Source organism: Streptomyces sp. NPDC037410, from assembly GCF_055602235.1.
Genome location: NZ_JBVJWR010000001.1, coordinates 261,124 through 285,058 on the forward strand (window position 1 = coordinate 261,124; position 23,935 = coordinate 285,058).

At 73.7% G+C, this 23,935-nt stretch carries 21 protein-coding genes; 13 read left to right on the plus strand and 8 right to left on the minus strand.

The window, feature by feature from the left end; all coding sequences use genetic code 11:
• Nucleotides 1-71: 71 nt before the first annotated feature.
• From mreB to ACZ7HT_RS01245, 3 genes are all read left to right on the plus strand, one after another.
• Complete coding sequence (gene mreB / locus ACZ7HT_RS01235) at nucleotides 72-1,133, plus strand: rod shape-determining protein MreB (RefSeq protein ID WP_471158470.1); 1,062 nt, start codon at nucleotides 72-74, stop codon at nucleotides 1,131-1,133.
• Nucleotides 1,134-1,172: 39 nt separating this feature from the next.
• Complete coding sequence (locus ACZ7HT_RS01240) at nucleotides 1,173-2,621, plus strand: GAF domain-containing sensor histidine kinase (RefSeq protein ID WP_471158472.1); 1,449 nt, start codon at nucleotides 1,173-1,175, stop codon at nucleotides 2,619-2,621.
• A gap of 136 nt (nucleotides 2,622-2,757) precedes the next feature.
• A complete protein-coding gene (locus tag ACZ7HT_RS01245; protein WP_471159028.1) occupies nucleotides 2,758-3,942 on the plus strand; it encodes an MFS transporter in 1,185 nt (394 codons plus the stop codon).
• A 6-nt stretch (nucleotides 3,943-3,948) separates the two neighbouring features.
• Here ACZ7HT_RS01245 and ACZ7HT_RS01250 read toward each other — a convergent pair whose 3' ends face one another.
• The gene (locus ACZ7HT_RS01250) at nucleotides 3,949-4,599 is read right to left on the minus strand and encodes a response regulator transcription factor (RefSeq protein ID WP_471158474.1); all 651 of its coding nucleotides are present in this window, start codon (nucleotides 4,597-4,599) and stop codon (nucleotides 3,949-3,951) included.
• 26 nt (nucleotides 4,600-4,625) lie between these two features.
• Nucleotides 4,626-5,840 carry a sensor histidine kinase gene (locus tag ACZ7HT_RS01255; RefSeq protein ID WP_471158476.1) on the minus strand — a complete coding sequence of 405 codons (1,215 nt, stop codon included), beginning with the start codon at nucleotides 5,838-5,840 and terminating at the stop codon, nucleotides 4,626-4,628.
• A 152-nt stretch (nucleotides 5,841-5,992) separates the two neighbouring features.
• On the opposite strand from ACZ7HT_RS01255, the gene ACZ7HT_RS01260 reads away from it, so the two are divergent.
• Both ACZ7HT_RS01260 and ACZ7HT_RS01265 read left to right on the plus strand, forming a co-directional pair.
• Nucleotides 5,993-6,502, plus strand: coding sequence for a hypothetical protein (locus ACZ7HT_RS01260; RefSeq protein WP_471158478.1), 510 nt, complete (start codon nucleotides 5,993-5,995; stop codon nucleotides 6,500-6,502).
• A gap of 33 nt (nucleotides 6,503-6,535) precedes the next feature.
• Nucleotides 6,536-7,981, plus strand: coding sequence for an acyl-CoA synthetase (locus tag ACZ7HT_RS01265; protein ID WP_471158480.1), 1,446 nt, complete (start codon nucleotides 6,536-6,538; stop codon nucleotides 7,979-7,981).
• 53 nt (nucleotides 7,982-8,034) lie between these two features.
• Here ACZ7HT_RS01265 and ACZ7HT_RS01270 read toward each other — a convergent pair whose 3' ends face one another.
• From ACZ7HT_RS01270 to ACZ7HT_RS01290, 5 genes are all read right to left on the minus strand, one after another.
• On the minus strand, nucleotides 8,035-11,727 hold the full coding sequence (locus ACZ7HT_RS01270; RefSeq protein ID WP_471158482.1) for a S8 family serine peptidase: 3,693 nt from the start codon (nucleotides 11,725-11,727) through the stop codon (nucleotides 8,035-8,037).
• A gap of 153 nt (nucleotides 11,728-11,880) precedes the next feature.
• Entirely contained in the window at nucleotides 11,881-13,203 is a 1,323-nt protein-coding gene (locus tag ACZ7HT_RS01275) for an MFS transporter (RefSeq protein WP_471158484.1), read from the minus strand.
• The gene (locus ACZ7HT_RS01280) at nucleotides 13,200-13,652 is read right to left on the minus strand and encodes a GNAT family N-acetyltransferase (RefSeq protein ID WP_471158486.1); all 453 of its coding nucleotides are present in this window, start codon (nucleotides 13,650-13,652) and stop codon (nucleotides 13,200-13,202) included. The genes ACZ7HT_RS01275 and ACZ7HT_RS01280 overlap by 4 nt, the downstream gene beginning before the upstream one ends.
• A 35-nt stretch (nucleotides 13,653-13,687) precedes the next feature.
• Complete coding sequence (locus tag ACZ7HT_RS01285) at nucleotides 13,688-14,395, minus strand: cytochrome P450 (RefSeq protein WP_471158488.1); 708 nt, start codon at nucleotides 14,393-14,395, stop codon at nucleotides 13,688-13,690.
• Nucleotides 14,392-14,781: a hypothetical protein gene (locus ACZ7HT_RS01290; RefSeq protein WP_471158490.1), complete on the minus strand. Its 390-nt coding sequence runs from the start codon at nucleotides 14,779-14,781 to the stop codon at nucleotides 14,392-14,394. The genes ACZ7HT_RS01285 and ACZ7HT_RS01290 overlap by 4 nt, the downstream gene beginning before the upstream one ends.
• Before the next feature lie 84 nt (nucleotides 14,782-14,865).
• On the opposite strand from ACZ7HT_RS01290, the gene ACZ7HT_RS01295 reads away from it, so the two are divergent.
• From ACZ7HT_RS01295 to ACZ7HT_RS01305, 3 genes are all read left to right on the plus strand, one after another.
• Nucleotides 14,866-16,170 carry a cytochrome P450 gene (locus ACZ7HT_RS01295; protein WP_471158492.1) on the plus strand — a complete coding sequence of 435 codons (1,305 nt, stop codon included), beginning with the start codon at nucleotides 14,866-14,868 and terminating at the stop codon, nucleotides 16,168-16,170.
• On the plus strand, nucleotides 16,167-16,778 hold the full coding sequence (locus ACZ7HT_RS01300) for an NUDIX domain-containing protein (protein ID WP_471158494.1): 612 nt from the start codon (nucleotides 16,167-16,169) through the stop codon (nucleotides 16,776-16,778). The genes ACZ7HT_RS01295 and ACZ7HT_RS01300 overlap by 4 nt, the downstream gene beginning before the upstream one ends.
• A 204-nt stretch (nucleotides 16,779-16,982) precedes the next feature.
• Complete coding sequence (locus ACZ7HT_RS01305) at nucleotides 16,983-18,581, plus strand: prenyltransferase/squalene oxidase repeat-containing protein (RefSeq protein WP_471158496.1); 1,599 nt, start codon at nucleotides 16,983-16,985, stop codon at nucleotides 18,579-18,581.
• A gap of 64 nt (nucleotides 18,582-18,645) precedes the next feature.
• On the opposite strand, the gene ACZ7HT_RS01310 is transcribed toward ACZ7HT_RS01305, so the two are convergent.
• Nucleotides 18,646-19,110: a MarR family winged helix-turn-helix transcriptional regulator gene (locus ACZ7HT_RS01310; protein ID WP_471158498.1), complete on the minus strand. Its 465-nt coding sequence runs from the start codon at nucleotides 19,108-19,110 to the stop codon at nucleotides 18,646-18,648.
• A gap of 126 nt (nucleotides 19,111-19,236) precedes the next feature.
• Here ACZ7HT_RS01310 and ACZ7HT_RS01315 point away from each other — a divergent pair, with 126 nt between their 5' ends.
• The 5 genes from ACZ7HT_RS01315 (at nucleotide 19,237) to ACZ7HT_RS01335 (ending at nucleotide 23,809) form a co-directional block, all read left to right on the plus strand.
• Nucleotides 19,237-19,653: an organic hydroperoxide resistance protein gene (locus tag ACZ7HT_RS01315; RefSeq protein ID WP_471158500.1), complete on the plus strand. Its 417-nt coding sequence runs from the start codon at nucleotides 19,237-19,239 to the stop codon at nucleotides 19,651-19,653.
• 249 nt (nucleotides 19,654-19,902) lie between these two features.
• The gene (locus ACZ7HT_RS01320; RefSeq protein WP_471158502.1) at nucleotides 19,903-21,954 is read left to right on the plus strand and encodes a phosphocholine-specific phospholipase C; all 2,052 of its coding nucleotides are present in this window, start codon (nucleotides 19,903-19,905) and stop codon (nucleotides 21,952-21,954) included.
• Nucleotides 21,955-22,025: 71 nt separating this feature from the next.
• Entirely contained in the window at nucleotides 22,026-22,382 is a 357-nt protein-coding gene (locus tag ACZ7HT_RS01325) for a hypothetical protein (protein WP_471158504.1), read from the plus strand.
• Between the two features lie 77 nt (nucleotides 22,383-22,459).
• Nucleotides 22,460-23,083 (plus strand): HAD family hydrolase, encoded by a 624-nt coding sequence (locus ACZ7HT_RS01330; RefSeq protein WP_471158506.1) that lies wholly within the window; start codon nucleotides 22,460-22,462, stop codon nucleotides 23,081-23,083.
• A 207-nt stretch (nucleotides 23,084-23,290) separates the two neighbouring features.
• A complete protein-coding gene (locus ACZ7HT_RS01335) occupies nucleotides 23,291-23,809 on the plus strand; it encodes a hypothetical protein (protein ID WP_471158508.1) in 519 nt (172 codons plus the stop codon).
• The last annotated feature ends 126 nt before the right edge of the window (nucleotides 23,810-23,935 follow it).

The following is a 23,935-nucleotide window of genomic DNA, read 5'->3' on the forward strand; positions in this document are numbered from 1 at the left end:
ACGATGCCAACAGGACCGCGCTTCGCGACCCGCCTCGCCCGTGCCAGCACCGCACTCCGGAGGATCCCGCCGTGACCGTCAGCCTTGATCAGCTGCGTCGTTGCCATGTCGCCGTCGACCTGGGTGCCGCCCGCACCCGGGTCTACGTCAAGGGCGCCGGACTCGTCGTCGACGAGCCGAGCGTCGCCGCCGTCAACACCCGTACCGGAGCGCTGATCGCCGTCGGCGCGCTCGCCGAGAAGATGACCGGCCGCACCCCCGACTACATCCGGGTCGTCCGCCCGGTCTCGGGCGGCACGGTCGTCGACATCGAGATGGCGCAGCGGATGCTCCGTCACCTCCTCGGCGAGAAGCTGCGCCGGCAGCTGCGCCGCAAGCCCCGGCTGCGCGCGGCCGCCTGCACCCCGCACGACAGCGATCCGCTCGCACAGCGCGCCGCCGTGGAGACCCTCGTCGGGCTCGGGGCGCGCCGGGTCGAGCTGGTCGACACCCTGATCGCGGCGGCCGTCGGCTGCGGGCTTCCCGTGGAGCAGCCGACCGCGACCATGATCCTGGTGTGCGGCGCGGCGACCACGCAGGTCGCGGTGCTCTCGCTCGGCGCGATCGTCACGGCGGAGCGGATGCCCGTCGGCGGCGACGCCATCGACCACGCCGTCATCCAGCACCTGCGCCACCACCACGAGCTGATGCTGCCGAGCCAGTCGGTGCGCCCGCTGCAACTGGCCCTCAGCGGCAACGGCCTGACGACGTCCGGTCCCGCCTGGACGGAGATCCACGGCCGGGACGTCGCCACGGGCCTGGCCCGTTCGGTGACCGTCGACACCGCCGCCGTACGGGAGGCGATCCACACCCCGCTGACGGCGGTCCTCGACGGCATCGGGAAGGTGCTGCGGGACTGCCCGCCGGACCTGGTGGCCGACCTCGCGGACCGCGGGATCATGATGGTGGGCGGCAGCGCGCTACTGCCGGGCCTCGACCAGATGCTCCGCGAGGCGACCGGCATGCCCGTGCACATCGCCGAACGGCCCGACGTCTGCGCGGTCCTGGGCCTCGGCGCGATGCTGGAGGGCAAGGTCCAGCCGATGGTCCTCGACCCGCTGGCCGAGCGGGACCCCCTCGCCGATGACGACTGATATCGGCCAGAACCGAGCGATTCGTACGACAATGAGACCATGACGATCATGGATGAGGACGCCGGGGCCCCGGGCGCGGACGAGGACTCCGCCCGCCTGCCCCTGCTGCTCGAAGCCGTCCTCGGCGTCGGTACGGACCTCGAACTCCGCACCACCCTCCAGCACATCGTGGACTCCGCCACCGAGCTGACCGGAGCCCGCCACGGGGCGCTCGGGGTCGTCGACCCCGAGCGCCCCCGGCTCACCGAGCTCTTCACCTCCGGCATGACCGACGAGGAGCGGCGGCGGTTCCGCCGCCCCGACGACCTGACGCCCGACGCGCGCTCGACCGGCGTCCCGATCCGCGTCCACGCCCAGGTCTTCGGCCGTCTGCACCTCACCGGGAAGCGCGGCGGCCCCTTCACCGAGGAGGACCTCGCCCTGCTCCGGGTCCTCGCCTCCCAGGCCGGGATCGCCATCGGCAACGCCCGCCTGTACGAGACGGCCCGTCAGCGGGAGCGCTGGATCGAGGGCGCCGCCGCCGTGACCACGGCCCTGCTCACCGGCGCCACCGCCGAGAACGCCCTGACGACCGTCGCCGAGCAGGCCCGCATCCTCGCCGACGCCTCGGCCGGGGTCGTCCTCCAGCCCACCGAGGAGGGCGGGATGGAGATCGTCGCCGCCTCCACCAGGGACGACCCGGGCGATCTCGTCGGCACGACGATCGCGCCCGGCTCCCCGGTCCTCGTCCAGCTCCTCGGCGGGGAGCCCGTCTTCATCGAGGACTCGGCGACCGACCCGCGGATGACGACGCACGTCCGGTCCCGTTTCGGTCCGTCGATGATGCTGCCGCTGCAGAGCGGCGGGAAGCTCATCGGCACCCTCGCCCTGCCCCGGCGGCGCGGCGGCCCGCCGTACTCGGCGGTGGACCGGCTGCTCGCCTCGCAGTTCGCCTCGCAGGCCGCGCTCGCCCTCGTCCTCGCGGACGCGCGCCACGACCGGGAGCGGCTCGCCGTCTTCGAGGACCGCGACCGGATCGCGCGGGACCTGCACGACCTGGTGGTGCAGCGGCTGTTCGCCACGGAGATGATGCTGGAGTCGACCCGGCGGCGCGCGGCCGGCTCCTCCGACGAGGACGCGCTGCTCGGCCGGGCCGTGGACGAGCTGGACTCCACGATCCAGGAGGTCAGGACGACCATCTTCGCGCTCCAGCAGCCGCCCGCGGACGCGCCGTCGACCTTCCGGGGGCGGGTCCTGCGCGAGACCGGCGGGGCCGCGGTCCCGCTCGGCTTCCAGCCGTCCGTGCACTTCTCCGGCGCGGTCGACACGCTCGTCGACGAGGAGACGGCGGACCGGCTCCTCGCCGTCCTGCGCGGGGCGCTCGCGGCGGCGCACCGGCGGCCCGGGGTCGGCGCGATCACCGTCGAGGTGGCGGCCGGGGAGGGCGGCGGCGCCCGGCTGCGCGTCGAGGACGACGGCACCCCGCCGACGACGGTGACGTGGCCGTAGTGCCGTACGTGCGCGAAGCCGCACCCCTCCCTCGTACGGAGCAACTGGGCGCGCCGTGCCCCTCCCCCGGATCTTGACTGGAGGGGTGACCACCGAGACCACGGCCCCGACAGCGGCGGCCTACCGCAACCTGGTGATGGCCACCATCGGCTTCACGCTCACCTTCTGGGCGTGGAACCTGATCGCACCGCTCGCGAGCTGGTACGGCGACCGGCTCGGACTCAGCTCCTTCCAGCAGTCGTTCCTCGTCGCCGTGCCCGTCCTGGTCGGTTCACTCGGCCGCGTCCCGGCGGGGGCCCTCACCGACCGGTACGGGGCGAAGCGGATGTTCCCGCTCGTCTCGGCGCTGACGATCGTCCCCGTGCTGCTCCTGACCGTGGTCAAGGACAGTTACGGCCTGATGCTGGTGGTCGGCTTCCTCCTCGGCCTGGGCGGGACCACCTTCGCGATCGGCATCCCGCTGGTGAACTCGTGGTTCCCGCCGGCCAAGCGGGGCCTGGCGCTCGGGGTGTTCGGCATGGGCATGGGCGGTGTCGCGCTGTCCGGCTACTTCACGCCCCGGATCGCCAAGCACGGCGAGAACCTGCCGTTCCTCGTGGTCGCGCTCGCCCTCGCCGCGTACGCGGTGCTCGCCGCGTTCCTCATCACCGACCGCCCCGACCGTCCGGTGCCGACGGCCTCCCTCGCGTCGCGGCTCGGCTCGGCGGGGCGGCTGCGGGTGACGTGGGAGCTGTCGGCGCTGTACGCGATCGGGTTCGGCGGCATCGTCGCGTTCGGCGTCTACCTGCCGACGTACCTGAAGACCTGGTACGCGCTCGACCCGACGGACGCGGGCACCAAGGCCGCCGGGTTCGCCCTGGTCACGGTCGTCTTCCGGCCGATCGGCGGCTGGCTCTCGGACCGGGTCCACCCGGCGCTCGTGACGGCCGCCGCGCTCGGCACGGCCGCCCTGTTCGCGATCGTCCAGGCCTTCGACCCGCCGCTGAACCCCGGCGGCACGATCGCCCTGCTCGTGATGGCGGCCGGGCTCGGCACGGCGAGCGGTTCGGTCTTCGCCCTGGTCTCCCAGGTCACCCCGCAGGCCCAGGTGGGCAGCGTGACCGGCATCGTCGGCGCGATGGGCGGCCTCGGCGGGTTCGTGCCGCCGCTGGTGATGGGCGCGATCTACAGCGCGAAGGGCTCGTACTCGATCGGCTTCATGCTCCTGTCCGACCTGGCGCTCGCGGGCTGTGTGTACGCGTACGGGCGGATGCGCGGGATCCGCCCGGACGGCGAGAGCCCGGACCCGAAGCCCGCCGAGGTCACGGCGGGCCGCCCGTAGACACGGTCACGCGCCCACGCCGAGGAAGCGCAGCACGGCCAGGACCCGGCGGTGGTCGGCGTCCGCCTTGGGCAGGTCGAGCTTGGCGAGGATGCTGTTGATGTGCTTGGCGACCGCGCTCTCGCTGACGACGAGCTGCGCGGCGATGCCCGCGTTGGAGCGGCCCTCGGCCATGAGGGAGAGCACCTCCCGTTCCCGGGCCGTCAGCCGTTCCAGCGGATCGTTCGACCGCCGTACGAGGAGCTGGGCGACGACCTGCGGATCGAGCGCGGTACCGCCGTCCGCGACCCGCCGCAGCGCCTCGATGAACTCCTCGACGTCCGCGACCCGCTGCTTGAGCAGATAGCCCACGCCGCTGGTGTGGGCGGCGAGCAGGTCGGCCGCGTAGCGCTCCTCGACGTACTGGGAGAGCAGCAGCAGGGCGGTCGACGGCCGGCTGCGGCGGATCGACAGCGCGGCACGCACTCCCTCGTCCGTGAAGCCCGGCGGCATCCGGACGTCGATCACCGCCAGGTCGGGGCGGTGCTCCTCGACCGCGGCGAGGAGTCCCTCGGCGTCTCCCGCCTCGGCGGCCACCTCGAAGCCGGCCATCTCGACGACCTTGACCAGGCCCATCCGCAGCAGGACGGAGTCCTCGGCGATCACCGCACGTCGCATACGGGGCTCCTCCCGCCCGGCGTTCTTCAGTTCTGGCACGGCAGATCCACGCTCATCATGGTCGGTCCCCCCACCGGACTGCTCATCCGGAACGTTCCGTCTACTGACCGCACGCGCTGGGCGAGCCCCGTCAGGCCGCTGCCCTTGCCGGGGTCGGCCCCGCCCAGGCCGTCGTCCGCGATCACCACCCGCAGTATCCCGCCCAGCCGGGTGACCGTCACATCGGCCCGGGTCGCCTCCCGTGCGTGCTTGGCGACGTTCGTCAGCGCCTCGGAGACGACGAAGTAGGCGACCGCCTCGACCGCCGGCGGCGGCCGTCGCGGCAGGTCCGCCTCAAGCCGTACGGGCAGCGGGGCGCGGGCCGCGAGTCCCGACAGGGCCGCGTCCAGGCCGAGTTCGTCCAGGACGGCGGGGTGGAGCCCGCGCACGAGGCTGCTCAGCTCGTCGATCGCCTCCTTCGCCTCCCGGTGCGCCGCGTCGATCACCTCGCGCGCCTCGGGCGGCAGGTCCAGGAGCGTGGCCTTGGCTATGCCCAGGTTCAGCGCCAGCGACACCAGTCGCTGCTGCGCTCCGTCGTGCAGGTCCCGTTCGATCCGCCGCCGTTCCGCGCCGGCGGCGTCCACCGCGCCGGCCCGGCTCTCGGTGAGGTCCTCGACCCGCCGCGCCAGGTCCTCCGCCCGGCTCCGGCCGAGCAGGGCGGGGACCACCTCGCTCTCCAGGCGTACGAGGGCGGCGGCCAGGGACGGGACGGCGGCGAGGACGAGCAGTCCCGCCACGGAGACGTACGCGGCCTGCGTGGAGTATCCGCGGTGCTCGATCCGCCATTGGAAGGGAATCGCGTAGACCCACACCGTGGTCAGCGACGCGGCGAGGGCGGCCGGGATCAGCGCCACCACCAGTGCTTCGAGCGTGCCGAACAGCGTTCCGGCCAGGGAGTGGTACGCGAACTGGCGCCACGGCCGCCGCCATCCCGCGCGGGGGATGTCGATGCCGAGCAGCCGCCGGAAACGCCAGCGCTGGGCCATGGTCAGCGCCGGCACGCAGAACACCGCCGGCACGACCACGAACGCCAGGGCGATCGGCGCGCTGTCGTCCGCTCCCTTGATGGTCTCCCACACGAGGCCGAAGACCCCGAACAGCAGGGACCCCATGAGGAGATGGAGCGGCGCCCCCACGGCGAGGAAGGACGCGTCGCGCGTCAGGCGGGTGAGCGCCCGCCGCAGCCGGGTCCGGATCTTCATGCCCTCACCGTAGACGCCGGGCTCGACGGCCTGCCATGAACCTGCCGTCCGCATCGGGGGTGTAGCCAGTGCCACCCCAAGACGGACAGCGGTGTTACTGACTCCGAAGGGCGGCGAACAGAGGGTTGATCACGAGCCCGAAGGCCGGGTTCGTGACAGCGGAAGAGACCTCCGACATGACCCTCACCTCCTTCGTTCCCCTTGCCGACAACGGCGGTTACCGCTCCCCCGGCCTCAGCCGCGTCCGTCGCCTGCAGGGCCGCGTGCTCCTGGGCGCGGGCCTCGCCCTGCTGCCCTGGCTCGGCTACCTCGCCGGTACGCTCCCGCCCGCCGAGGCCGCCGCCTGGGTCGCCCTCGACGCCCTGGAGGCCGCCGCGCTGCTCACCGCCGGCAGCCGTCTGCTGCGGGGCGACGCCCGCCACCGCGCGCCCGCGGCCGCCGCGGCGGTGCTCCTCCTCGCCGACGCCTGCGTCGACCTCGCCACGTCCGCCGCGGGACCGGAACTGGCCGTCGCCGTCGCGATGGCCGTGTGCGCGGAGCTCCCCCTCGCCGCCCTGTGCGCGGTGATCGCCGCGCGCCCGCCGCGGAGCGCACGGGGTGGCCCCCAACCCGGGCCATCGGCCGCGCCGCACTCCCGGCACGGGCAGAATTCCTCCTGGTAGCCCCTACCCGCGACGACCGTAGGAGTACGACCGGTGAGTGCGCTCTTCCCCGCCCTGGCGGACCCGTCCGACCGCCCCGCCCTGCGCGTCGGCCCCGACACCCTGACGTACGCCGAGCTGGCCCGCGCCGCCGGTGCGCTCGCCGGGCGCCTCGTCGGGGTGGAGCGGATCGCCGTCTGGGCCACGCCGACCGCCCGGACGGCCGTCGCCGTGGTCGCCGCCCTGCTCGCCGGCGTGCCGGCCGTACCGCTCAATCCGCGCACCGGGGAGCGGGAGTTGGCGCACATCCTGGGCGACAGCGCGCCCGGCCTCGTGCTCGCGGGCCCGGAGGACGAGCTGCCGGGCGGGCTCTCGGCGCTCCCCCGGATCGACGTCGAGCTCACCGGTCCTGAAGCGCCCCCGGCGGCGCCGGTCGATCCCGAGGCCACCGCGCTCGTCGTCTACACGTCGGGAACCACCGGTCCGCCGAAGGGCGTGCTGCTCTCCCGCCGGGCGGTCGCCGCCTCCCTCGACGCGCTGGCCGAGGCCTGGTCGTGGACGGCGGACGACGTCCTCGTGCACGCGCTTCCGCTGTTCCACGTCCATGGGCTCGTCCTCGGGATCCTGGGCCCGCTGCGGCGTGGCGGCGAGGTCCGGCACCTGGGCGGGTTCTCGGTGGACGGTGTCGCGCGGGAGCTCGGCGACGGGGGCGGCACGATGCTGTTCGGCGTACCGACGATGTACCACCGGCTCGCGGACGCGCTCGACGGGAACGACCGCCTCACGGCCGCGCTTGCGGGCGCCCGGCTCCTCGTCTCCGGTTCGGCGGCGCTGCCCGTCCACGACCACGAGCGGATCGCGGCGGCGACGGGCCGGACGGTCGTGGAGCGGTACGGGATGAGCGAGACGCTCATGAACACCAGCGTGCGCCCGGGCGGCGAGCCCCGGCCGGGGACGGTCGGGCTCCCGCTCGCGGGCGTGGACCTGCGGCTCGTGGACGAGGACGGCTCCGTCCTTGAGGAGCTCGACGGGGAGACGGTCGGCGAGGTGCAGGTGCGCGGCCCGAACCTCTTCTCCGGCTACCTCAACCGGCCGGACGCGACGGCGGCGGCCTTCGCCGGCGACTGGTTCCGCACCGGCGACATGGCGGTCCGCGAGGCGGACGGCGGGGTGCGTCTGGTGGGCCGGAAGGCGACCGACCTCATCAAGAGCGGCGGCTACAAGATCGGGGCGGGCGAGATCGAGAACGCGCTCCTGGACCACCCCGGCGTCCGCGAGGCGGCCGTCACGGGCGAGCCGGACCCGGACCTGGGCGAGCGGATCGTGGCCTGGGTGGTGCCGCAGGACGGGGAGAAGCCGCCGAACGGCAAGGAGCTCGCCGATCACGTGGCCGGGTTGCTCGCGCCGCACAAGCGTCCCCGGGTGGTGCGCTACCTCGACGCCCTGCCCCGCAACGACATGGGCAAGGTCCTGAAGAAGGCGCTGCCGACGGCCGGTTGAGCGCGCGAGAGCCGGGCCCCCGGGGAAGGAGGGCCCGGCTTCACACCACGCGGTTACTTCACTCCCACCGCCCGGATCAGCTCCTGGCTCACCGAGCCGCCCCGGTCGTCGCTCGCCCCGGCCCGCAGCGAGACCGAGCCAGCGCCGGCCGGGATCCGCAGCTCACCGGTCCAGGCGGCGCCGGACGAGGACTTCCGGAGCGTGACCTTCGTCCAGGTCGCGCCCTCGTCGTAGGAGACCTCCAGGGTGCCGGTGCCGATCGTGCCCGTGTCGGGGGCGCCCTTCACGTACTCGGCGGAGATGCCGACGGGCAGCCGGCTCCCGGCGCGGACGTCGCCGCCGAGGTCGGTGTCCACGTCGAAGCCGAGGTTGATCAGCGGCAGGTACGTGCTCCGGTCGCTCGGGGTCTCGGCGGAGCGGAAGGTCCACTCGCTGTGGCCCTTGCCGGCGAGCCGCCAGCGCGCCGGGTCGAGCGCGGTGTCGGTGACGACCTTGTACGTCGCCTCCTCCGCCGGGCCGTTCCAGGCGTAGGCGCCGGAGCTCTTCCTGCGGTCGACGCGGACGCCGTTCACGTACACCTCGGTGTACTGGCTCATCGTCGGGTCGTTCCACACGTCGCCGAAGCCGGTGTGGTCGCCGCCGGAGTCGCCCCAGCCGGGGGTGTTGAAGCGCAGCTGGTTGCCGGTGCGCTGCTGGCCCCAGCCGAGGCCGGTGCCGAGCCACGGGTGCCAGACGGGACCGAACCAGTCGAGGTCGGCGCGGCCGCCGCCCCGGTAGTTGGAGAGTCCGCCGCGCTCCTCCAGGGATTCGCCGAGGTCGACGGACTCGTGCCAGCGCTGGCCGGTGCCGGTGGAGACGTACTCGGTGCGCTCGGTCGGGAAGGCGATCCACTCCTTGAAGCCGATGCCGTACTTGAAGGTGTCGGTGATCGAGAAGCGGAACTCCCCGCCGAGTTCCTTGCGCTTCGTGGGCGCGTAGAAGGTGGAGTGCAGGGTGGCGAGCTCGTCCTCGGTGGGCCGGAACACCAGGTCGGTGCCGATGGCGCCGGGGTGGCCCTCGGAGAGGTCGTAGGTGTACGGGGTGAAACGGGTGCCGGTCAGGTCGACGCGCAGGCCCTCGGCCGCGCCGGCGGCGAGCCGGTGCGCGTCGGCGGTGTCGACCGTGGCGACGGCGAGCGGCCGGTCCTCGTAGTCGGCGGTGCCGAAGTACGCCATCAGCCGGCCCGGCTGGTCGTCGGTGACGAACAGGACCTTGGCGCCCGCGTCCTGGGCGGCCTGGGCGAGCGCCTTCGGGTCGGCGCCCTCGGTGAGCCGGACGAGGACGGCCTTGCCTGCGGTGTCCTTGCCGGTGTACTCGGCGGGGGTGCCGGTGCCCGCGTCGACGAGGCCGAGGCGGTGGCGGCCCTCCAGGAGTGTTCCGCCGCCCTGGACGGTGGCACCGCCGAGGCGGACGCCGTCGACGCTCGCCTCCATGAGCGGCTTGCCGAGGCGCCACACGGTCCGGTACTCGAAGGTGCCGGTGGCGGGCGTGCGGGTGGGCGCGGCGAAGATCGAGTCGTACGTCAGCGGGACCTGGACGGCTCCGCCGTAGGAGGCGCCGTCGGCCTTGCGGTCGAACTCCATGAGGAGCTGGCGGGTCTCGGTCCGCTTCTCGACCTCGGCGCGGATCTCGCGCAGCTGCCGCCCGTCGAGGGTGATCTCGCGGTCGCGGTCGAGGACGATCTCGGGCTCGGTGAGGAAGCCGAGGCCGAGGGAGTCGGCGCCGTGGGAGCCGCGCACGTCGAGGAAGGTGTCGACGGTGTACGTGCCGGGTTCGAGGCGCAGTCGGAGGGTGCCGCTGTCGCCGACGGCGGCCGGGAAGGGGTCGGTGCGTGCGGCGAGCTGCTGGACGCCCAGGTAGGCGGAGGTGGGGGCGCCGTCGCGGTCCTTGACGTGGACGGTGAGCGTGTAGCGCTCCTCCTCCTTCACCAGGCCGAGCGCGGTGTGGGCGACGGGCGCCCCGCCGGCGGTGGCGGTGATCCGGCCGGAGGACTGCCCTACGGGGGCCTTGGTGCCGTCGCCGGTGACGGTGGTGGACGCGGTGCCGTGGGCGGGGACGGTGAGGGCGCTGTCGGCGAGGGTGGCGGCCCCGGCGGGCATGCCCTCGACGGCGAGGTTCAGCTCGACGGCCTGGTCGGCGGAGTTGGTGTAGGTGACGGTCCTGGTGACCGGCTTGTTCGCCTCGTACGGCCAGGAGGTGAAGCCGAGGTCGGCGGAGCCGGTGGCGGTGACGTTCGCGGCGATGGCGGCGGCCACGTCGACCCGGCCGGCGCCGAGCTCGTACGAGGTGGCGTCGAGGGTCTTCGAGGAGGACATGAGCGCGTTCTTGAGCTGGGCGCCGGTCCAGTCGGGGTGCTTCTCGGCGAGCAGTGCGGCGACGCCGGCGACGTGCGGGGTCGCCATGGAGGTGCCGCTCATGCTCGTGTAGGGGCCGCTGCCGGCGACGAGCTGGGACCGGGCGGCGAGGATGTTCACGCCGGGTGCCGACACGTCGGGCTTGAGGGCCTGGTCGCCGGAGCGGGGGCCCTGGCTGGTGAAGTAGGCGGCCCGGTCGGCGGAGTCGACGGCGCCGACGGTGAGCGCGGAGTCGGCGGCGCCGGGCGAGCCGATGGAGCCGGGGTAGCCGGAGTTCCCGGCGGCGATGACGAAGAGGGCGCCGGTCTCGGCGGAGAGGGTGTTGACGGCCTGGGCCATCGGGTCGGTGCCGTCGCTGGGTTCGCGGGAGCCGAGGCTCATCGAGACGATCTTCGCGTCGATGTCCTTGGCGGCCCATTCCATGCCCGCGATGATCTGCGACTCGGTGCCGGTGCCCTGGTCGCTGAGGACCTTGCCGACGGCGAGGGTGGCGCCGGGGGCGACGCCCTTCTCCTTGCCGTCGCTCGCGGCGCCGGAGCCGCCGACGGTGGAGGAGACGTGGGTGCCGTGGCCGTTGCGGTCGGCGACCTCCTGGCCCTCGATGAAGGACCTGGTCTCGGCGACCCGGCCGGCGAGGTCGGGGTGTCCTGCGTCCACTCCGGTGTCGAGGACGGCGACCTTGACGCCCTTGCCGGTGAGCCCGGCCTCCCAGGCCTTCGGGGTGCCGATCTGGGTGTTGGACTCGGCCATGGCGGCCTCGACGCGGCCGTCGAGCCAGACCCTGCCGGGGGTGGTGGCGCGGGCGGCCCGGGTGCCGCGCGCGGTGAAGCCGTGCCAGAAGGCGGCGGGGTCGGTGGCGGTGACGGCGGCGCCGCCGATGCTGGGCAGGGCGCGGACGGTCTCGGTGCCGCGCGGGGCGGCGGCGGTGCGGGCGGCCTGGGCGCCGTAGGTGACGATCAGCGGGAGTTCGCCGGTGATGCCCTGCTCGACGAGGCCGGTGACGTCGAAGAGGCGCGGGTCGAGCGCGCCGGAGGCCAGGTAGGGGCGGGCCTCGTCGGGGACGACGGTGACGCGGCCGTTCGCGGTCTGGGTGCGTATCGCGCCGGTGGCGCCCTTCGCCCGGTCGACGGTGACGGTCTTGTTCCCGTCGCCGAGGTCGGTGAGGGTGACGCGGTCACCGGTGACGAGGGTGACGGTGTGGCGCGTCGTGGACGCCTTGAAGGTGTCCGGCAGGGGGGCGGGGGCGGTGTTCGCGGCGGAGGCGGTCTGCCCGGCCGAGAGCATCACGAGGGAGATGCCCGCGGCGATCAGCGCGGCCCTCCCTCTGGCGAAGGGTGCGGTCCTCGACGTCATCGTTTCGAACTCCTCGCGGACCCGGGGTCGGGGGTGTTCCGGGTTCGCGAGGAGTCTTGGCCCGTGGGGCGGGAGTCGACCCCTGCCGGTCCTGGCGGTTATGTGCCGTGGCGGCCAACCGCCAGAAAGACAGGGGTCGTTACGGGGAGGTGCTCACGGGGTCGGGTCGAGGGCGTCGTAGCGGCGGAATCCCCGTCCGTACAGGGCGAGGAGGCCGATCGCGAGGACGCAGGCGATCCCGCCGCCGGTGACGGCGACCGCCGGCGAGGTGAGGTCCGCGACGGAGCCCGCGAGGAAGTCGCCGAGCCGGGGTCCGCCCGCGACGACCACGATGAAGACGCCCTGGAGCCGGCCGCGCATCTCGTCCGGGGCGGCGACCTGCATCATCGTGTTCCGGAAGATCATCGAGACGGTGTCGGAGTAGCCGGCGAGGGCGAGCATGAGGAGCCCGAGCCAGAGGTTCCTGGTCAGTCCGAAGACGGCGATGGCGGTGCCCCAGGCGGCGACGGAGAGCAGGATCGCCTGTCCGTGGTGGCGGATGCGGCCCTGCCAGCCGGAGAGGACGCCGCCGAGGAGCGCCCCGAACGCGGGCGCGGCGACGAGGAGTCCGGTGGTCTTGGCGTCGCCGCCGTACCAGAGGACGGCGATGGCCGGGAACAGTGCGCGGGGGTGGGCGAGGATCATCGCGCAGAAGTCCGAGAAGAACGTCATGCGCAGGTTGGGGCGGGTGGCGAGGAAGCGCAGCCCGTCGAGGACCGAAGCCCTCCCCCGAGCTCTCGGCTTCGCTCGGGCAGGGGGGACCCCCATGGCGCCGGAACCGCCGGAACCGCCGGTGCGCTCCGGCAGCATCGAGGGCAGTCGCCACATCGCGTAGAGGGAGGCGGAGAAGGCGATCGCGTCGATGAGGTACGCGGTCTGGTAGCCGGCCAGGCCGACGATCACGCCGCCGAGGCTGGGCCCCACGAGGGTGCCGAAGGTCATGGTCATGGAGTTGAGCGCGTTGGCGGCGCGCAGCTGCTCGGGCGGCAGCAGCCGGGGGATCATCGAGGAGCGGGCGGGCGCGTTGAGCGCGGCGCAGACGGCCTGGAGGGCGACGATCCCGTAGAGGAACCAGACGCGGTGGAAGCCGGCGAACGCGGCGGCGGCGAGTCCCGCGGAGAGCACGGCGAGGCCGGTGGAGCTGGCGAGGCCGAGCTTGCGGCGGTCGACGGTGTCGGCGATGGCACCGCCGTACAGGCCGAAGACGACCAGCGGGACGAGGGAGCAGAGCCCGACGAGGCCGACGGCGAACGGCGAGCGGGTGATGTCGTACACCTGGAGGGAGATGGCGAGGGTCGTCATGCCCTGCCCGACCCAGGTGACGCTGTTGCCGAACCAGAGACGGCGGTAGTCGGCGGAGGTGCGCAGCGGGGTGAGGTCGGCGAAGACCTTGCGGCGGCTCTGTTCCTGTTCCTGTTCCTGGGCGGTGGCGGTCACGCGACGTCGTACCGCAGCTCGGGGCGCTCCCAGTGGATGTGGCCGGTGGGCGGCACGGTGCCGGTGCGGACGGCGCCGGTCCGCAGGTAGAACTCCTCGGACGGCGGGTGCGCGACGACCCGCACGGAGGCGAGCCCGGCGGCCCTGGCCTGCCCGGCCATGTGCTCCATGAGGAGCCGGCCTATGCCGAGGCCCTGGGCCGCGTCGGCGACGAACGCGAGGTCGAGCTCGGCCTCGTCGACGAGGAGCGCGTAGAAGCCGAGGACCCGGCCGCCGTCGCCGTCGTCGACGGCGACGAAGACGGGGTGGTGCTCGATGTACGGACCGCCGACCTGGTAGCCCTCGACCATGGCGGCGTAGTCGCCCCGGTAGGCCCCTGAGGTGCGGACGAGCCGGGTGAGCCGCTTGGAGTCGTCGGCGGTGGCGCGCCGGATGCTGATGTCGGACATGGAGCGAGTATAGGAGCGATCAAGCTGCTCGCTCCTTACAATTCGGTGAACGCGGTACGGAACCTCACCACCGTGCGAGCCGCATCGGCTGCGGCCCCGGGGAGAGGACGATCCGCGGGACCGGGCGGGGCGGGCGCGGCCGGGGACGGCACGCGGTCGACGGCGGGCGCGACGACCCGTGTGCAGACCCCGCGCAGCAGGACTTCGAGGGCCTCGCGCAGCTCCTCGGCGGCGCGCGGGGTGATACCGGCGGAGAACATCGTGCGGACGGCGACGGCGGTCGTGAGCCGGAACGCCTCCTCGGTGACGTCGACGACCGCTCCCGGCCGCCAGCGCCCGGTCAGGGCCTGGGTCTCGGCCGTCATCACGGCGGCGTAGCGGTCCATGTGGGAGTGGTGGAAGGCCGGCTGGAGGGCGCGCCGCTGGGCGCGGTGCTCGGCGTTCGGGCAGGTGGCGAGGCCGTTGCCGAGGAGGGCGCGGACCTTCTCGTACAGGACGCCGGTCCGGTCGAAGGAGCCGCGGTCGGTGAGGGCCCGGCGGACCAGCGCGGGGTGGCTGACGACGTGGGCGGTCCGGGTCCCCATCCGCACGCGGACGACGTCGCCGTGACCGGGCAGCGAGTCCAGGAAGACGAGCGGCCGGGTCGCCAGATGGGGCAGATGCCCGAGGAGGGGCCAGGCCCCGGGGGCCTGGCCGTGCCGGGGCGGGAGTGGAGGCTCGGCCGGAGGCTCCGTGCCGCTCACGACGCCCCCACCCCGGCCCGCGCGAACACGCCTCCCTTCGCCGGCCGTTCGTGCGTGACGAGCGCCGACTCCCCAGCATCCGGCAGGGGTTGCCGCAGCAGTTCGGCCACGACCGTCAACGGGGCGGCGCCGCCGGGTAGCTCGTACAGGTGATCACCGGGGTCGACGTCGGGGTCGGGCTCCCGGCGGGGCCGCTCCGGGGCGCCCGCGAGCCGGTGGGCGAGCTCGGGAGGCAGCCCGATGCGGCGCCTCAGATGATCCAACACCCGCGCGCGGGAAGGCGGTTCGCCGTCGAAGACGATCAGGCCACCGAGGTGCGGCGCGGAGTCCGTCGCGTGCAGCGCCGCGACGTCGGGGGAGAGCCGGTCGAGCACCGCGAGCGGCACCGCCGGGGAAGATCGAACTGGATCTGAAGATCGCACAGAGCGCTACGATACGTCATCATGCAATCGCAATGCGTGACGGATGGCATGCCCCCCGACGTCCTCGAAGACGACGCCGTGGCAGCCTGGACGGCCTCCGGAGCACCCCTCGTCGACCTCCTCCGCCAGGCGCACACGCCGGGCCGGCTGACCGGTTTCCGCCGGGGCGGCCGGGCTGCGGTCCTGGTCACGGAGCCCCGGCACGTGCACCAGGTGCTCGGCGTCGGCGGCGAGCGGTACGTGAAGCGGTCGCACCGGGCGAGGCCCCTCCTCGGCGACGGCGTGATCACCGCCACGGGCGAGGCCTGGCGGTCCCAACGGAAGCTGCTCCAGGCGATGTTCACGGGCCGGGGCATCCAGCGCTGGGAGCACCACATCGCGGGGGCGGCGGCGCGCGTCGTCGACCGCTGGGCGGAGCGGGCGCGCTTCGGCGAGCCGACCGACATCGCCGAGGACGTGCAGTTCTTCACCGTCGACACGATCTGGCGCTCGCTCACGGACCGGCCCCTGGACCAGGAGACGTACGTCGACCTGGCGGCCGTGCAGGACATCGTCGCCGCGCTCCCCGCCGACGTGGGCGGCGCGGCCGCGCTGCCGCCGGCCGTCGAGGCGGCGATCGCCGCGCTCGACGAGCGGATGCTCCGCGCACTGGCCGACGCCCGGGGCCGTCACCGGGCGGACGGCGGGGCCGGGTCCCGCGGCCACCGGGCCGAAGGCGGCGGGACCGGTCCGGTCCGCGCGTCGGGCCCCAGCGTCCTCGACCGGCTCCTCGACGCGGCCGACACCGATCCGGCGTACACGGACCGGCTGATCCGCGACGAGCTCGTCACCCTGCTCGTCGCCGGGTACGAGAGCAGCGCCCGCACGCTGACCTGGGCGTTCGTCCTGCTCGACGCCCACCCGGACGTCATGGAGCGGGCGGCAGGGGACACGTCAGGGGTCGAGGCGGTGCTCGTCGAGACGCTGCGGCTCTACCCGACGGGCTGGCTGCTGCCCCGGCACAGCCCGGTGGACCAGACGCTGGACGGCTGGGCGATCCCCGCCGGTACGGACCTCCTCGTCTGCCCGTACCTCACCCACCGCGATCCGGAGGTCTGGCCGGAGCCCGAGGTCTTCGACCCGGGCCGCTTCCCGGCCCGTTCGCCGCTGCCGCCCGGCGCGTACCTCCCGTTCGGCATCGGCCCGCGCGCCTGCCTCGGCACCCGGTTCGCGATGCGGGAGATGGAGGTGCTGCTCGGCGCGCTCCTCGGCCGGTTCACGGTCGAGACGACCGGGCCGGCGCGCGAGGCCGTGTTCGGCGTCAACCTGCGCCCGAACGGCCCGCTGCACGCGCGCGTGCGTGAGCGGACGTGACCACGCCCGCACCGGACGCGTACCCGACACCGTCCGACAACCGAGCGCCCGAGACGTACGCACCCGAGACGTACGGCTCCGAGGGATACGTCTCCGAGGGGTACGTCTCCGAGGGGTACGTCTCCGAGCGCGTCGACTACGTCGATCCCCGCGACCGGGTGGTGGCCCAGGGCGGGCGGGCCGCCGGGCCTCCCACCGGACTGCTGCGCCGGTACGCGGCGACCGTCTGCACCGACCACGCCGGCCGGGTCCTCCTCTACCGGCGGACCGCCTCGGCCCCGGCCTACCCGGGCCACTACGACGTCCTGATCGGCGGGGCGGTCCGCAGCGGCGAGGAGTACCGCACGGCCGCGCTCCGGGAGCTCCGGGAGGAGCTGGGCTGGGAGCGGGCGCCCGGGCTGACCGAGGCGTACCGGGTCCGCGTCGACGATCCGCACGGCGCCTGCTTCCTGACGGTCCACCGCTGGGTGGCGGACCGCGCGCCCCGGCCCGATCCGCAGGAGATCGCCTGGTGCGGTTTCGTCGCGCCGCTCGCGGTCCTGACCGGTGGCTACACCCCGCTGGTCCCGGCCGGCGCGGAGGCCGTACGGCGCCTGTTCCCCGCCTGACCGCCGCCGGGCGCGGAGGCCGCGCGGCGCCGATTCCCCTCCCCCGTACACCGCCCCAAGGCTCGAAAGGCCACGCGCCATCGCCTCGCGCGACCACGCGCCATCGCCTGGCTCGGAGACCGCGCGCGGCCTCCGTGCCTCCCCCGCCGACCGTCGTCCCTCCGCCCCACCTCTCGTACGACATCCCCGAAGGACACCTCCCCCATGACGCACTGCGCGCTGCCCTTACCCGGCGCCTCCCTCGCCGTCCCCGGACCCCGGCCGAAGCCGCTGCCGGGGACCGGGCCGCTCGACCGCGCCCGTGCCCGGCTCGCCACCCGGCTCGTGGCCGCCGCCGGTCCCGGCGGGCTGCTGCGGGCCCCGTGCGACAGCCGGATCCTGGAGTCCGCCCTGGCCCTGCGGCTGCTCACGGTGACGGGCGTGGACCCGGACGCCCAGGAGCGGCTGACCCGTCGGTTGAAGACCGCCGTGGACGAGGGCTCCCCCGACCCCGTACAGGAGGCCGCGGCCCGTGCGGCCCTCGGCGAGTACGTGGACGGGCGGGGTGCGCTCGCCCGGCTGCTCGGGGGCTTCGACCACTTCACCGCCGGGCGCAAGCGGCTCATGTTCCAGACGCTCCTTGCCGAGCTGGGCGCCCACTCCTTCCCCGAAGTCCCCTCCCCCGAGGCCCTGTTCGAGGCCCGTGGCCAACAGCGGTGGCTGATCACGGAGATGGCGGCCCTCAAGGTCCTGTACGCCTTCGGGACCGGTGCGTCGGGGCTCGTCGCGGAGGAGGACTGGCGGGCGCTCGAACCCTGCTCGCTGCCCGGCCCTCCCCCGTACGGCAACCACCTCGCCCGCGTCCTCGCCCTGCTCGCGCTGCGGCATCACCCCCGGTACGCGGAGGGCGTCCGGGCGCGGGCGCGGGAGCTGCGCGGCTCGCTGCGCGAGGACGGCGGGCTGCCGTTCATCACGGGCATGGACGTCTTCGCGACGGCGACCGGCGGGCTCGCCCTGGCCGGCGCGGGTGCCCCCGCGCACACGCTGCGGGCGCTCGCGGCGGGCCTGACGGAGCACCGGAACCCCGACGGCGGCTGGGGCTTCGACCGGGGTGTCGGGCAGAGCGACGTGGACGACACCTCGTACTGCGTGGAGTTCCTGCGGGCGGCGGGCCCGGGGCTCTTCGGCGCGGAGGTGGCGGCCGGCGAGCGGTACCTGCTCGCCCGGCAGGGCGCGGACGGCGGCTTCCCGACCTTCGAACGCGGTACCGCCTCCGAGGTGGCGATAACGGCCGCCGCCGTGAACGCGCTGGCCCCCGAGCCCGCGCACCGGGCCGCGGTGGAGGCCGCCGTCCGGTTCGCGGTGGCCCGGCAGGAGGCCCCGGGGCCGTACGAACGGAGCTGGAGCCTGAACGAGAGCAACGCCCTGTTCCGTTCGGTCCTCGCCCACGACTCCTTCCTGGCCGTGGCGCCCGGCCACCCCGCCCGCACCGAGGTGGCGCGGGCCCGGGCACGGGCGGTGGAGCGCCTTCTCGACACGCAGAACGCGGACGGCGGCTGGGGGCACGTGCCGTCCGATCCGAGCGACCCGATCAGCACGGCGTACGCGCTGATCGCGGTGGCCCGGACACCGACCGTACCGTCCGCCCGGGGTGCGACCGGGCGGGCGGTACGCCACCTCCTGGAGCGGCAGCGGCCGGACGGCGGCTTCGTCTCCCGCCCCGACCAGGCGGGGCCCCGGCCGCTCGCGTACCACGTGCCGCTCCTGACGGACGTGTGCGTGCTGCTCGGCCTGAACCACGCGCGCGCGTACGCGACGCGCTGAACGCCCGCTGTACGCGGAGGCCTCTGCTGTGCAGGAGCAGGTGGCTGCTGTGCAGGAGCAGAGGTCAGCCGCAGGCGGCCGTCACGTCGTCCGGGTCCACGCCGTCGAGCCGGGCGGCGAGCGTGTGCAGCCGCTCCCGCAGCTCCCCCAGCTCCGCCAGGTCGAGCCCGGTCGCGGCGGCGATGCGGCGGGGCACGCCGAGGGCCTTCTCGCGCAGGGCGGTCCCGTCGCCGGTGAGGCGGACGGTGACGGACCGCTCGTCCTCGGGGCTGCGGCGCCGCTCGACGCATCCGGCCGCCTCCAGGCGCTTGAGCAGCGGCGACAGGGTGCCGGAGTCGAGCCGCAGCCGCTCGCCGATGCCCTTCACGGGCAGCTCGCCGTGCTCCCAGAGCACGAGCATGACCAGGTACTGGGGGTAGGTGAGGCCCAGCTCCTTGAGCGCGCCCCGGTAGACGCCGTTGAAGGCGCGGGTGGCGGCGTGCAGGGAGAAGCAGATCTGGTTGTCGAGCCGGAGGAAGTCCTGGTCCATGGGGTCCAGGGTACGGGAGACGTGCATCACACGCCATTAAGTTGTGCACAACTGAATCGTGCACTAACAATATGAGGGCAGCACGCAGCACGACGACACGGCCCCCTTCGAGGAACGGAAGAAACCATGGACGCGATCTACACCGCCGTCGCCACCGCCAACGGCCGCGAGGGCCGCGCCGTCAGCTCCGACGGCCACCTCGACCTCCCCCTCGCCCACCCCCAGGCGCTCGGCGGCAACGGTCAGGGCACCAACCCGGAGCAGCTCTTCGCCGCCGGATACGCCGCCTGCTTCGCCAGCGCCATGGGCGTCGTCGCCCGCCAGGAGCGGATCGACATCTCCGAGGTCTCCGTCACCGCCGAGGTCTCCATCGGCAAGGACCCGGCGGACGGCGGCTTCGGTCTCGCGGTCGTGATGCGCGCCGAGTTCCCCGACCACCTCCAGGGCGAGGCCGGCCTCGCGCTCCTGAAGAAGACGCACGCCTTCTGCCCGTACTCGAAGGCCACCCGCGGGAACATCGAGGTCGAGCTCGTCGTCGAGTAGTCGCCGCCGTCGAGTGGTTTTCTGTTGGATCACGCACGCCCCTGGTGGCCATCTGCCCACCAGGGGCGTTCGGTTGTGAGTTTTCACGTTCGGACATGGGGATTCATCTGCCGTACGACGGGCAGTCATGGGACGGCCGCCGGGCGGTGGTTCACGGGCGCTCTCCTGTGGGGCGCCCGTCGGCCGGTCCGCCCGGCCGGCGCACCCGCACCCCCACAGCCGTACTCACACCCGGAGGGCAACTCCCCCATGGCCGACCTCAACCGCCGCCGGTTTCTCCAGCTGACCGGCGGCGCCGCCGCGTTCACGATGCTCTCGGAGAGCATCGCCCGCGCCGCCGCGATACCGGCACAGGGTTCCACCGGCACGATCCAGGACATCGAGCACATCGTGGTCCTGATGCAGGAGAACCGTTCCTTCGATCACTATTTCGGGGCGATGAAGGGCGTACGGGGCTTCGGCGACCCGCGCCCGGTGACCCTGCCCAGCGGGAAGCCGGTCTGGAACCAGGAGGACAACTCCGGGAACACCACGCTGCCCTTCCGGCCGACCAGCGACAAGCTGGGCATGGAGTACCTCCAGGGCCTCAACCACGACTGGCAGGGCGGCCAGAGCGCCTGGAACAAGGGCAAGTACAACAACTGGATCCCGGCCAAGACCAAGGCCACGATGGCGCACCTCACCCGTGAGGACATCCCCTTCCACTACGCGCTCGCCGACGCCTTCACCATCTGCGACGCGTACCACTGCTCGTTCATCGGCGCGACCGACCCGAACCGCTACTACATGTGGACCGGGTACGTCGGCAACGACGGCACCGGCGGCGGCCCCGTCCTGAACAACGCCGAGGCGGGCTACGGCTGGACCACCTACCCCGAGCGCCTGGAGGCGGCGGGGGTCTCCTGGAAGATCTACCAGGACATCGGCGACGGCCTGAACGCGGGCGGCTCCTGGGGCTGGATCAACGACGCCTTCCGCGGCAACTACGGCGACAACTCCCTCCTGTACTTCAACAACTACCGCAACGCCCAGCCCGGCAACCCGCTGTACGACAAGGCCCGCACGGGCACGAACGCCAAGGCGGGCGAGGGCTACTTCGACGTCCTGCGCGCCGACGTGCAGGCCGGACGGCTGCCGCAGATCTCCTGGATCGCGGCCCCGGAGGCCTTCTCGGAGCACGCCAACTGGCCCGCCAACTACGGCGCCTGGTACATCGCGCAGGTCCTGGACGCGCTGACCTCGAACCCGGACGTGTGGGCGAAGACGGCCCTCTTCATCACGTACGACGAGAACGACGGCTTCTTCGACCACGTAGTCCCGCCGTTCGTCCCGGGCGACGCCTCCTGGGGCAAGTCCACGGTCGCCACCTCCCTGGACTGGTTCAACGGCAAGACCGGCTACGCGGCGGGCCCGTACGGCCTCGGCCCCCGCGTCCCGATGATCGTCGTCTCCCCCTGGTCCACCGGCGGCTACACCTGCTCCGAGACCTTCGACCACACCTCGGTCATCCGCTTCATGGAGAGCCGCTTCGGGGTGCGCGAGCCCAACATCTCGCCCTGGCGCCGGGCGATCTGCGGCGACCTGACCGCGGCCTTCGACTTCACCCAGACACAGACCCAGCCGGCCGCGCTGCCCCCGACCGCCGGCTACTACCCGCCGGACAGGAACCGCCACCCCGACTTCCTGGCCACCGCCCCGGCCGTCGGCGCGATGCCCCGCCAGGAGCCGGGCGCCAAGCCCACCCGCCCGCTGAAGTACGCCCCGTACGTGGACGGCGCCGCCGACACCACGGCCGGCACCTTCCGCCTCACCTTCAGCGGCGGCCCCGCGGCGGGCGCCCAGTTCTACGTGACCTCGTCCAACCGCACCGACGTGCCGTGGACGTACACGGCGGAGGCGGGCAAGTCGATCGCCGACGCCTGGAACACCAAGTACTCCAAGGGCGTCACCGACCTCACGGTCCACGGCCCCAACGGCTTCCTCCGCCGCTTCCGCTCCCCCGGCAAGACCGCCGTCCCCGAGGTCACGGCCCGGCACAACGCCACCGCCGGCACCCTGGACCTCACCTTCGCCAACGCGGGCGCGGCGACGACGGTGAGCATCGCGAACGCCTACGGCGCCACGGTGTCCCTCGCCGTCCCCAAGGGCACCGCGACCCACAGCGTCGACGTCACCGCCGCCCACCACTGGTACGACGTCACGATCACCTCCCCGGTCAGCGCGGACTTCCTCCGCCGCCTGGCCGGCCACGTCGAGACGGGTGCCGCGAGCCAGTCCGACCCGGGCATCCTGACCTCCTAGGCACGTGACGGCGGGGCGGATGAGTACGAGAGCTCATCCGCCCCGGCGGCACCGTGGGGTTACGTGTCACCATGCCTGCGAACACCCCCCGCGTACCCGACGCCCTTCCGGCCCTCGACGCACCGGCCACCGGATCCTGGATCGCGCCCCTCTTCTCGACCCTGCTCACGCTGCCGCTGGGCTTCTTCGCGCTGGTCTTCGCGATGTTCTCGCCCATGGCCTGTGACAGCTGCGACGGAGCGGAGGCCGACCGCTTCGACGCCGCCTTCGCCGTGGCCTTCCCCACCTTCCTGGTGGGCCTCCTCGTCGCCCTGGGCCTGCTGATCGCGGCCTGGATCCCGCCACGGCGCACGGGCCTCGCCGTCGCCGCCCCACTGGCGGTCGTCGTCACAGTGCTGGTCTTCATGGGCATCCTCGGCACCCGGTGACCACGGCGGGCCGCTGCCGGGTGGACACGGCGCACCACCTCACCGTCGTGGACGACCGGCGCCCCTAGGCTCGGCGTATGCGGCCCGAGGTGGTGCTCTTCGATCTCGCAGACGTGGTCTGCCGGTTCCGTCCCCGGCGGCGGATGGAACTCCTCGCCGAGGCGTGCGGGGTGGGCGTCGAGCGGGTGGAGCGGGTGCTGTACGAGTCCGGGCGGGTCGCGCGCTGGGACAGCGGGCTCGGCTCGGTGCCGGAGATCCATCGCACCCTGCGGGAGGAACTGGGGTATCCGGGCGGCGCGGACACCCTCCACGAGATCTGGTGCAGCGCGTTCGAGCCCGACCCCCGGGTCCTGGAGGTGGTGGACGGCCTGCGTCCGTTGCGGACGGCGCTGCTCACCAACAACGACGCCCTGGTCCTCGAAGCGCTCCCGGAGGTGCTGCCCCAGGTCGCCGCCCGCTTCGACCCTCTGGTCTTCTCCTGCCTCCTCGGCGCCACCAAGCCCGACCCGGCGGCCTACACCCGGGCCCTCGGCCTCGTGGGCGTCCCGCCGGAGGCGGCGGTGTTCATCGACGACAAGCCCGCGAACGTGGCGGGAGCCGAGGCCGTGGGGATCACCGCGGTTCTCTTCACCGGAGCAGCGGAACTGGACGCCACCCTGGCCGACCTCCTGGGCCGGCGACCGGGTGACGGCGGCGGATGACCACGCGGCGCGCATGCCGAGGAACCGGCGCGAGCCGTTCACGCCGTGAGGGCTCTGCGTGTGACGAGCGCCACACGCCATGGGGTGCGGTGGGGAGCAGCGTTCCGCGGCGCGGGTGCCGTCTGGGGGGTGGAGGGGACGACGGAGCCCGTCCGCTCCGGTCCCGGTGGCCGGAGGCCGACGTTGTCTGGTCTGAAGGAGCAAGTGATGACTTCCATCGGTACGCGCAGGCGGAGGCGTGGCTGGCTGGCGGCGGTCGCGGGGGCCGCGGTGCTCGTGACGGGCATGGGGACGGCGGTCGCGGCGTCCGTGAACCATGCGCCGGTGTCGGCGGCGCACGCGGCCGCTTCGTCCGGAACGGCCTCCGTGGCCGGTTCCGTGCGGGTGGTCGCGCCGGGCGAGCGGATCGCCGTCGGCGCCGAGAAGCTGTGGCTGACGGCGGAGGGCCTGCACGTGGGCGCCACCGCGCCGAACGTCCTCCGGGTGGCCGGCGTGCTCCCCGGGAAGGTGGCCACGATCGCCCGGGGCGACGCCTCCGGCGCGCTGTTCGCGGGGATCTACCGCGGTCCGGTGACGCCGGCGACCACGGTCACCCTGACGCTCGGGGGCCGCACGCTTCAGGCCAGGGTCGTGACCCTGGCCGGCAAGCCGGGCTGGGCCGCCTACTACGTCTTCGACGCGAAGGCGAAGGCTTCCACGAAGCCCTCGATCACCGTCCGGAGCTAGTCGCGCATCGGCGCCGCCCCCCGACAGGGGGGGGGGGGGGGGGGGGGAGGCCCCCTTCCCCCTTCTTTCCCCCGGGGTGGTTTGGTAAAGACGAAGAAAAACCCCCCACCCTCCCTTCCCTCCCTT

What these genes read in the sequence shown, in the direction of transcription:
- ACZ7HT_RS01240 (WP_471158472.1), top strand. Translation starts at nt 1,173, where the DNA reads ATGACGATCATGGATGAGGACGCCGGGGCCCCGGGCGCGGACGAGGAC.
- ACZ7HT_RS01325 (WP_471158504.1), top strand. Translation starts at nt 22,026, where the DNA reads ATGCCTGCGAACACCCCCCGCGTACCCGACGCCCTTCCGGCCCTCGAC.
- ACZ7HT_RS01255 (WP_471158476.1), bottom strand. Translation starts at nt 5,840, where the DNA reads ATGAAGATCCGGACCCGGCTGCGGCGGGCGCTCACCCGCCTGACGCGC.
- ACZ7HT_RS01295 (WP_471158492.1), top strand. Translation starts at nt 14,866, where the DNA reads ATGCCCCCCGACGTCCTCGAAGACGACGCCGTGGCAGCCTGGACGGCC.
- ACZ7HT_RS01310 (WP_471158498.1), bottom strand. Translation starts at nt 19,110, where the DNA reads ATGGACCAGGACTTCCTCCGGCTCGACAACCAGATCTGCTTCTCCCTG.
- ACZ7HT_RS01305 (WP_471158496.1), top strand. Translation starts at nt 16,983, where the DNA reads ATGACGCACTGCGCGCTGCCCTTACCCGGCGCCTCCCTCGCCGTCCCC.
- ACZ7HT_RS01270 (WP_471158482.1), bottom strand. Translation starts at nt 11,727, where the DNA reads ATGACGTCGAGGACCGCACCCTTCGCCAGAGGGAGGGCCGCGCTGATC.
- ACZ7HT_RS01250 (WP_471158474.1), bottom strand. Translation starts at nt 4,599, where the DNA reads ATGCGACGTGCGGTGATCGCCGAGGACTCCGTCCTGCTGCGGATGGGC.
- ACZ7HT_RS01330 (WP_471158506.1), top strand. Translation starts at nt 22,460, where the DNA reads ATGCGGCCCGAGGTGGTGCTCTTCGATCTCGCAGACGTGGTCTGCCGG.
- ACZ7HT_RS01315 (WP_471158500.1), top strand. Translation starts at nt 19,237, where the DNA reads ATGGACGCGATCTACACCGCCGTCGCCACCGCCAACGGCCGCGAGGGC.
- ACZ7HT_RS01335 (WP_471158508.1), top strand. Translation starts at nt 23,291, where the DNA reads ATGACTTCCATCGGTACGCGCAGGCGGAGGCGTGGCTGGCTGGCGGCG.
- ACZ7HT_RS01245 (WP_471159028.1), top strand. Translation starts at nt 2,758, where the DNA reads ATGGCCACCATCGGCTTCACGCTCACCTTCTGGGCGTGGAACCTGATC.
- ACZ7HT_RS01320 (WP_471158502.1), top strand. Translation starts at nt 19,903, where the DNA reads ATGGCCGACCTCAACCGCCGCCGGTTTCTCCAGCTGACCGGCGGCGCC.
- ACZ7HT_RS01280 (WP_471158486.1), bottom strand. Translation starts at nt 13,652, where the DNA reads ATGTCCGACATCAGCATCCGGCGCGCCACCGCCGACGACTCCAAGCGG.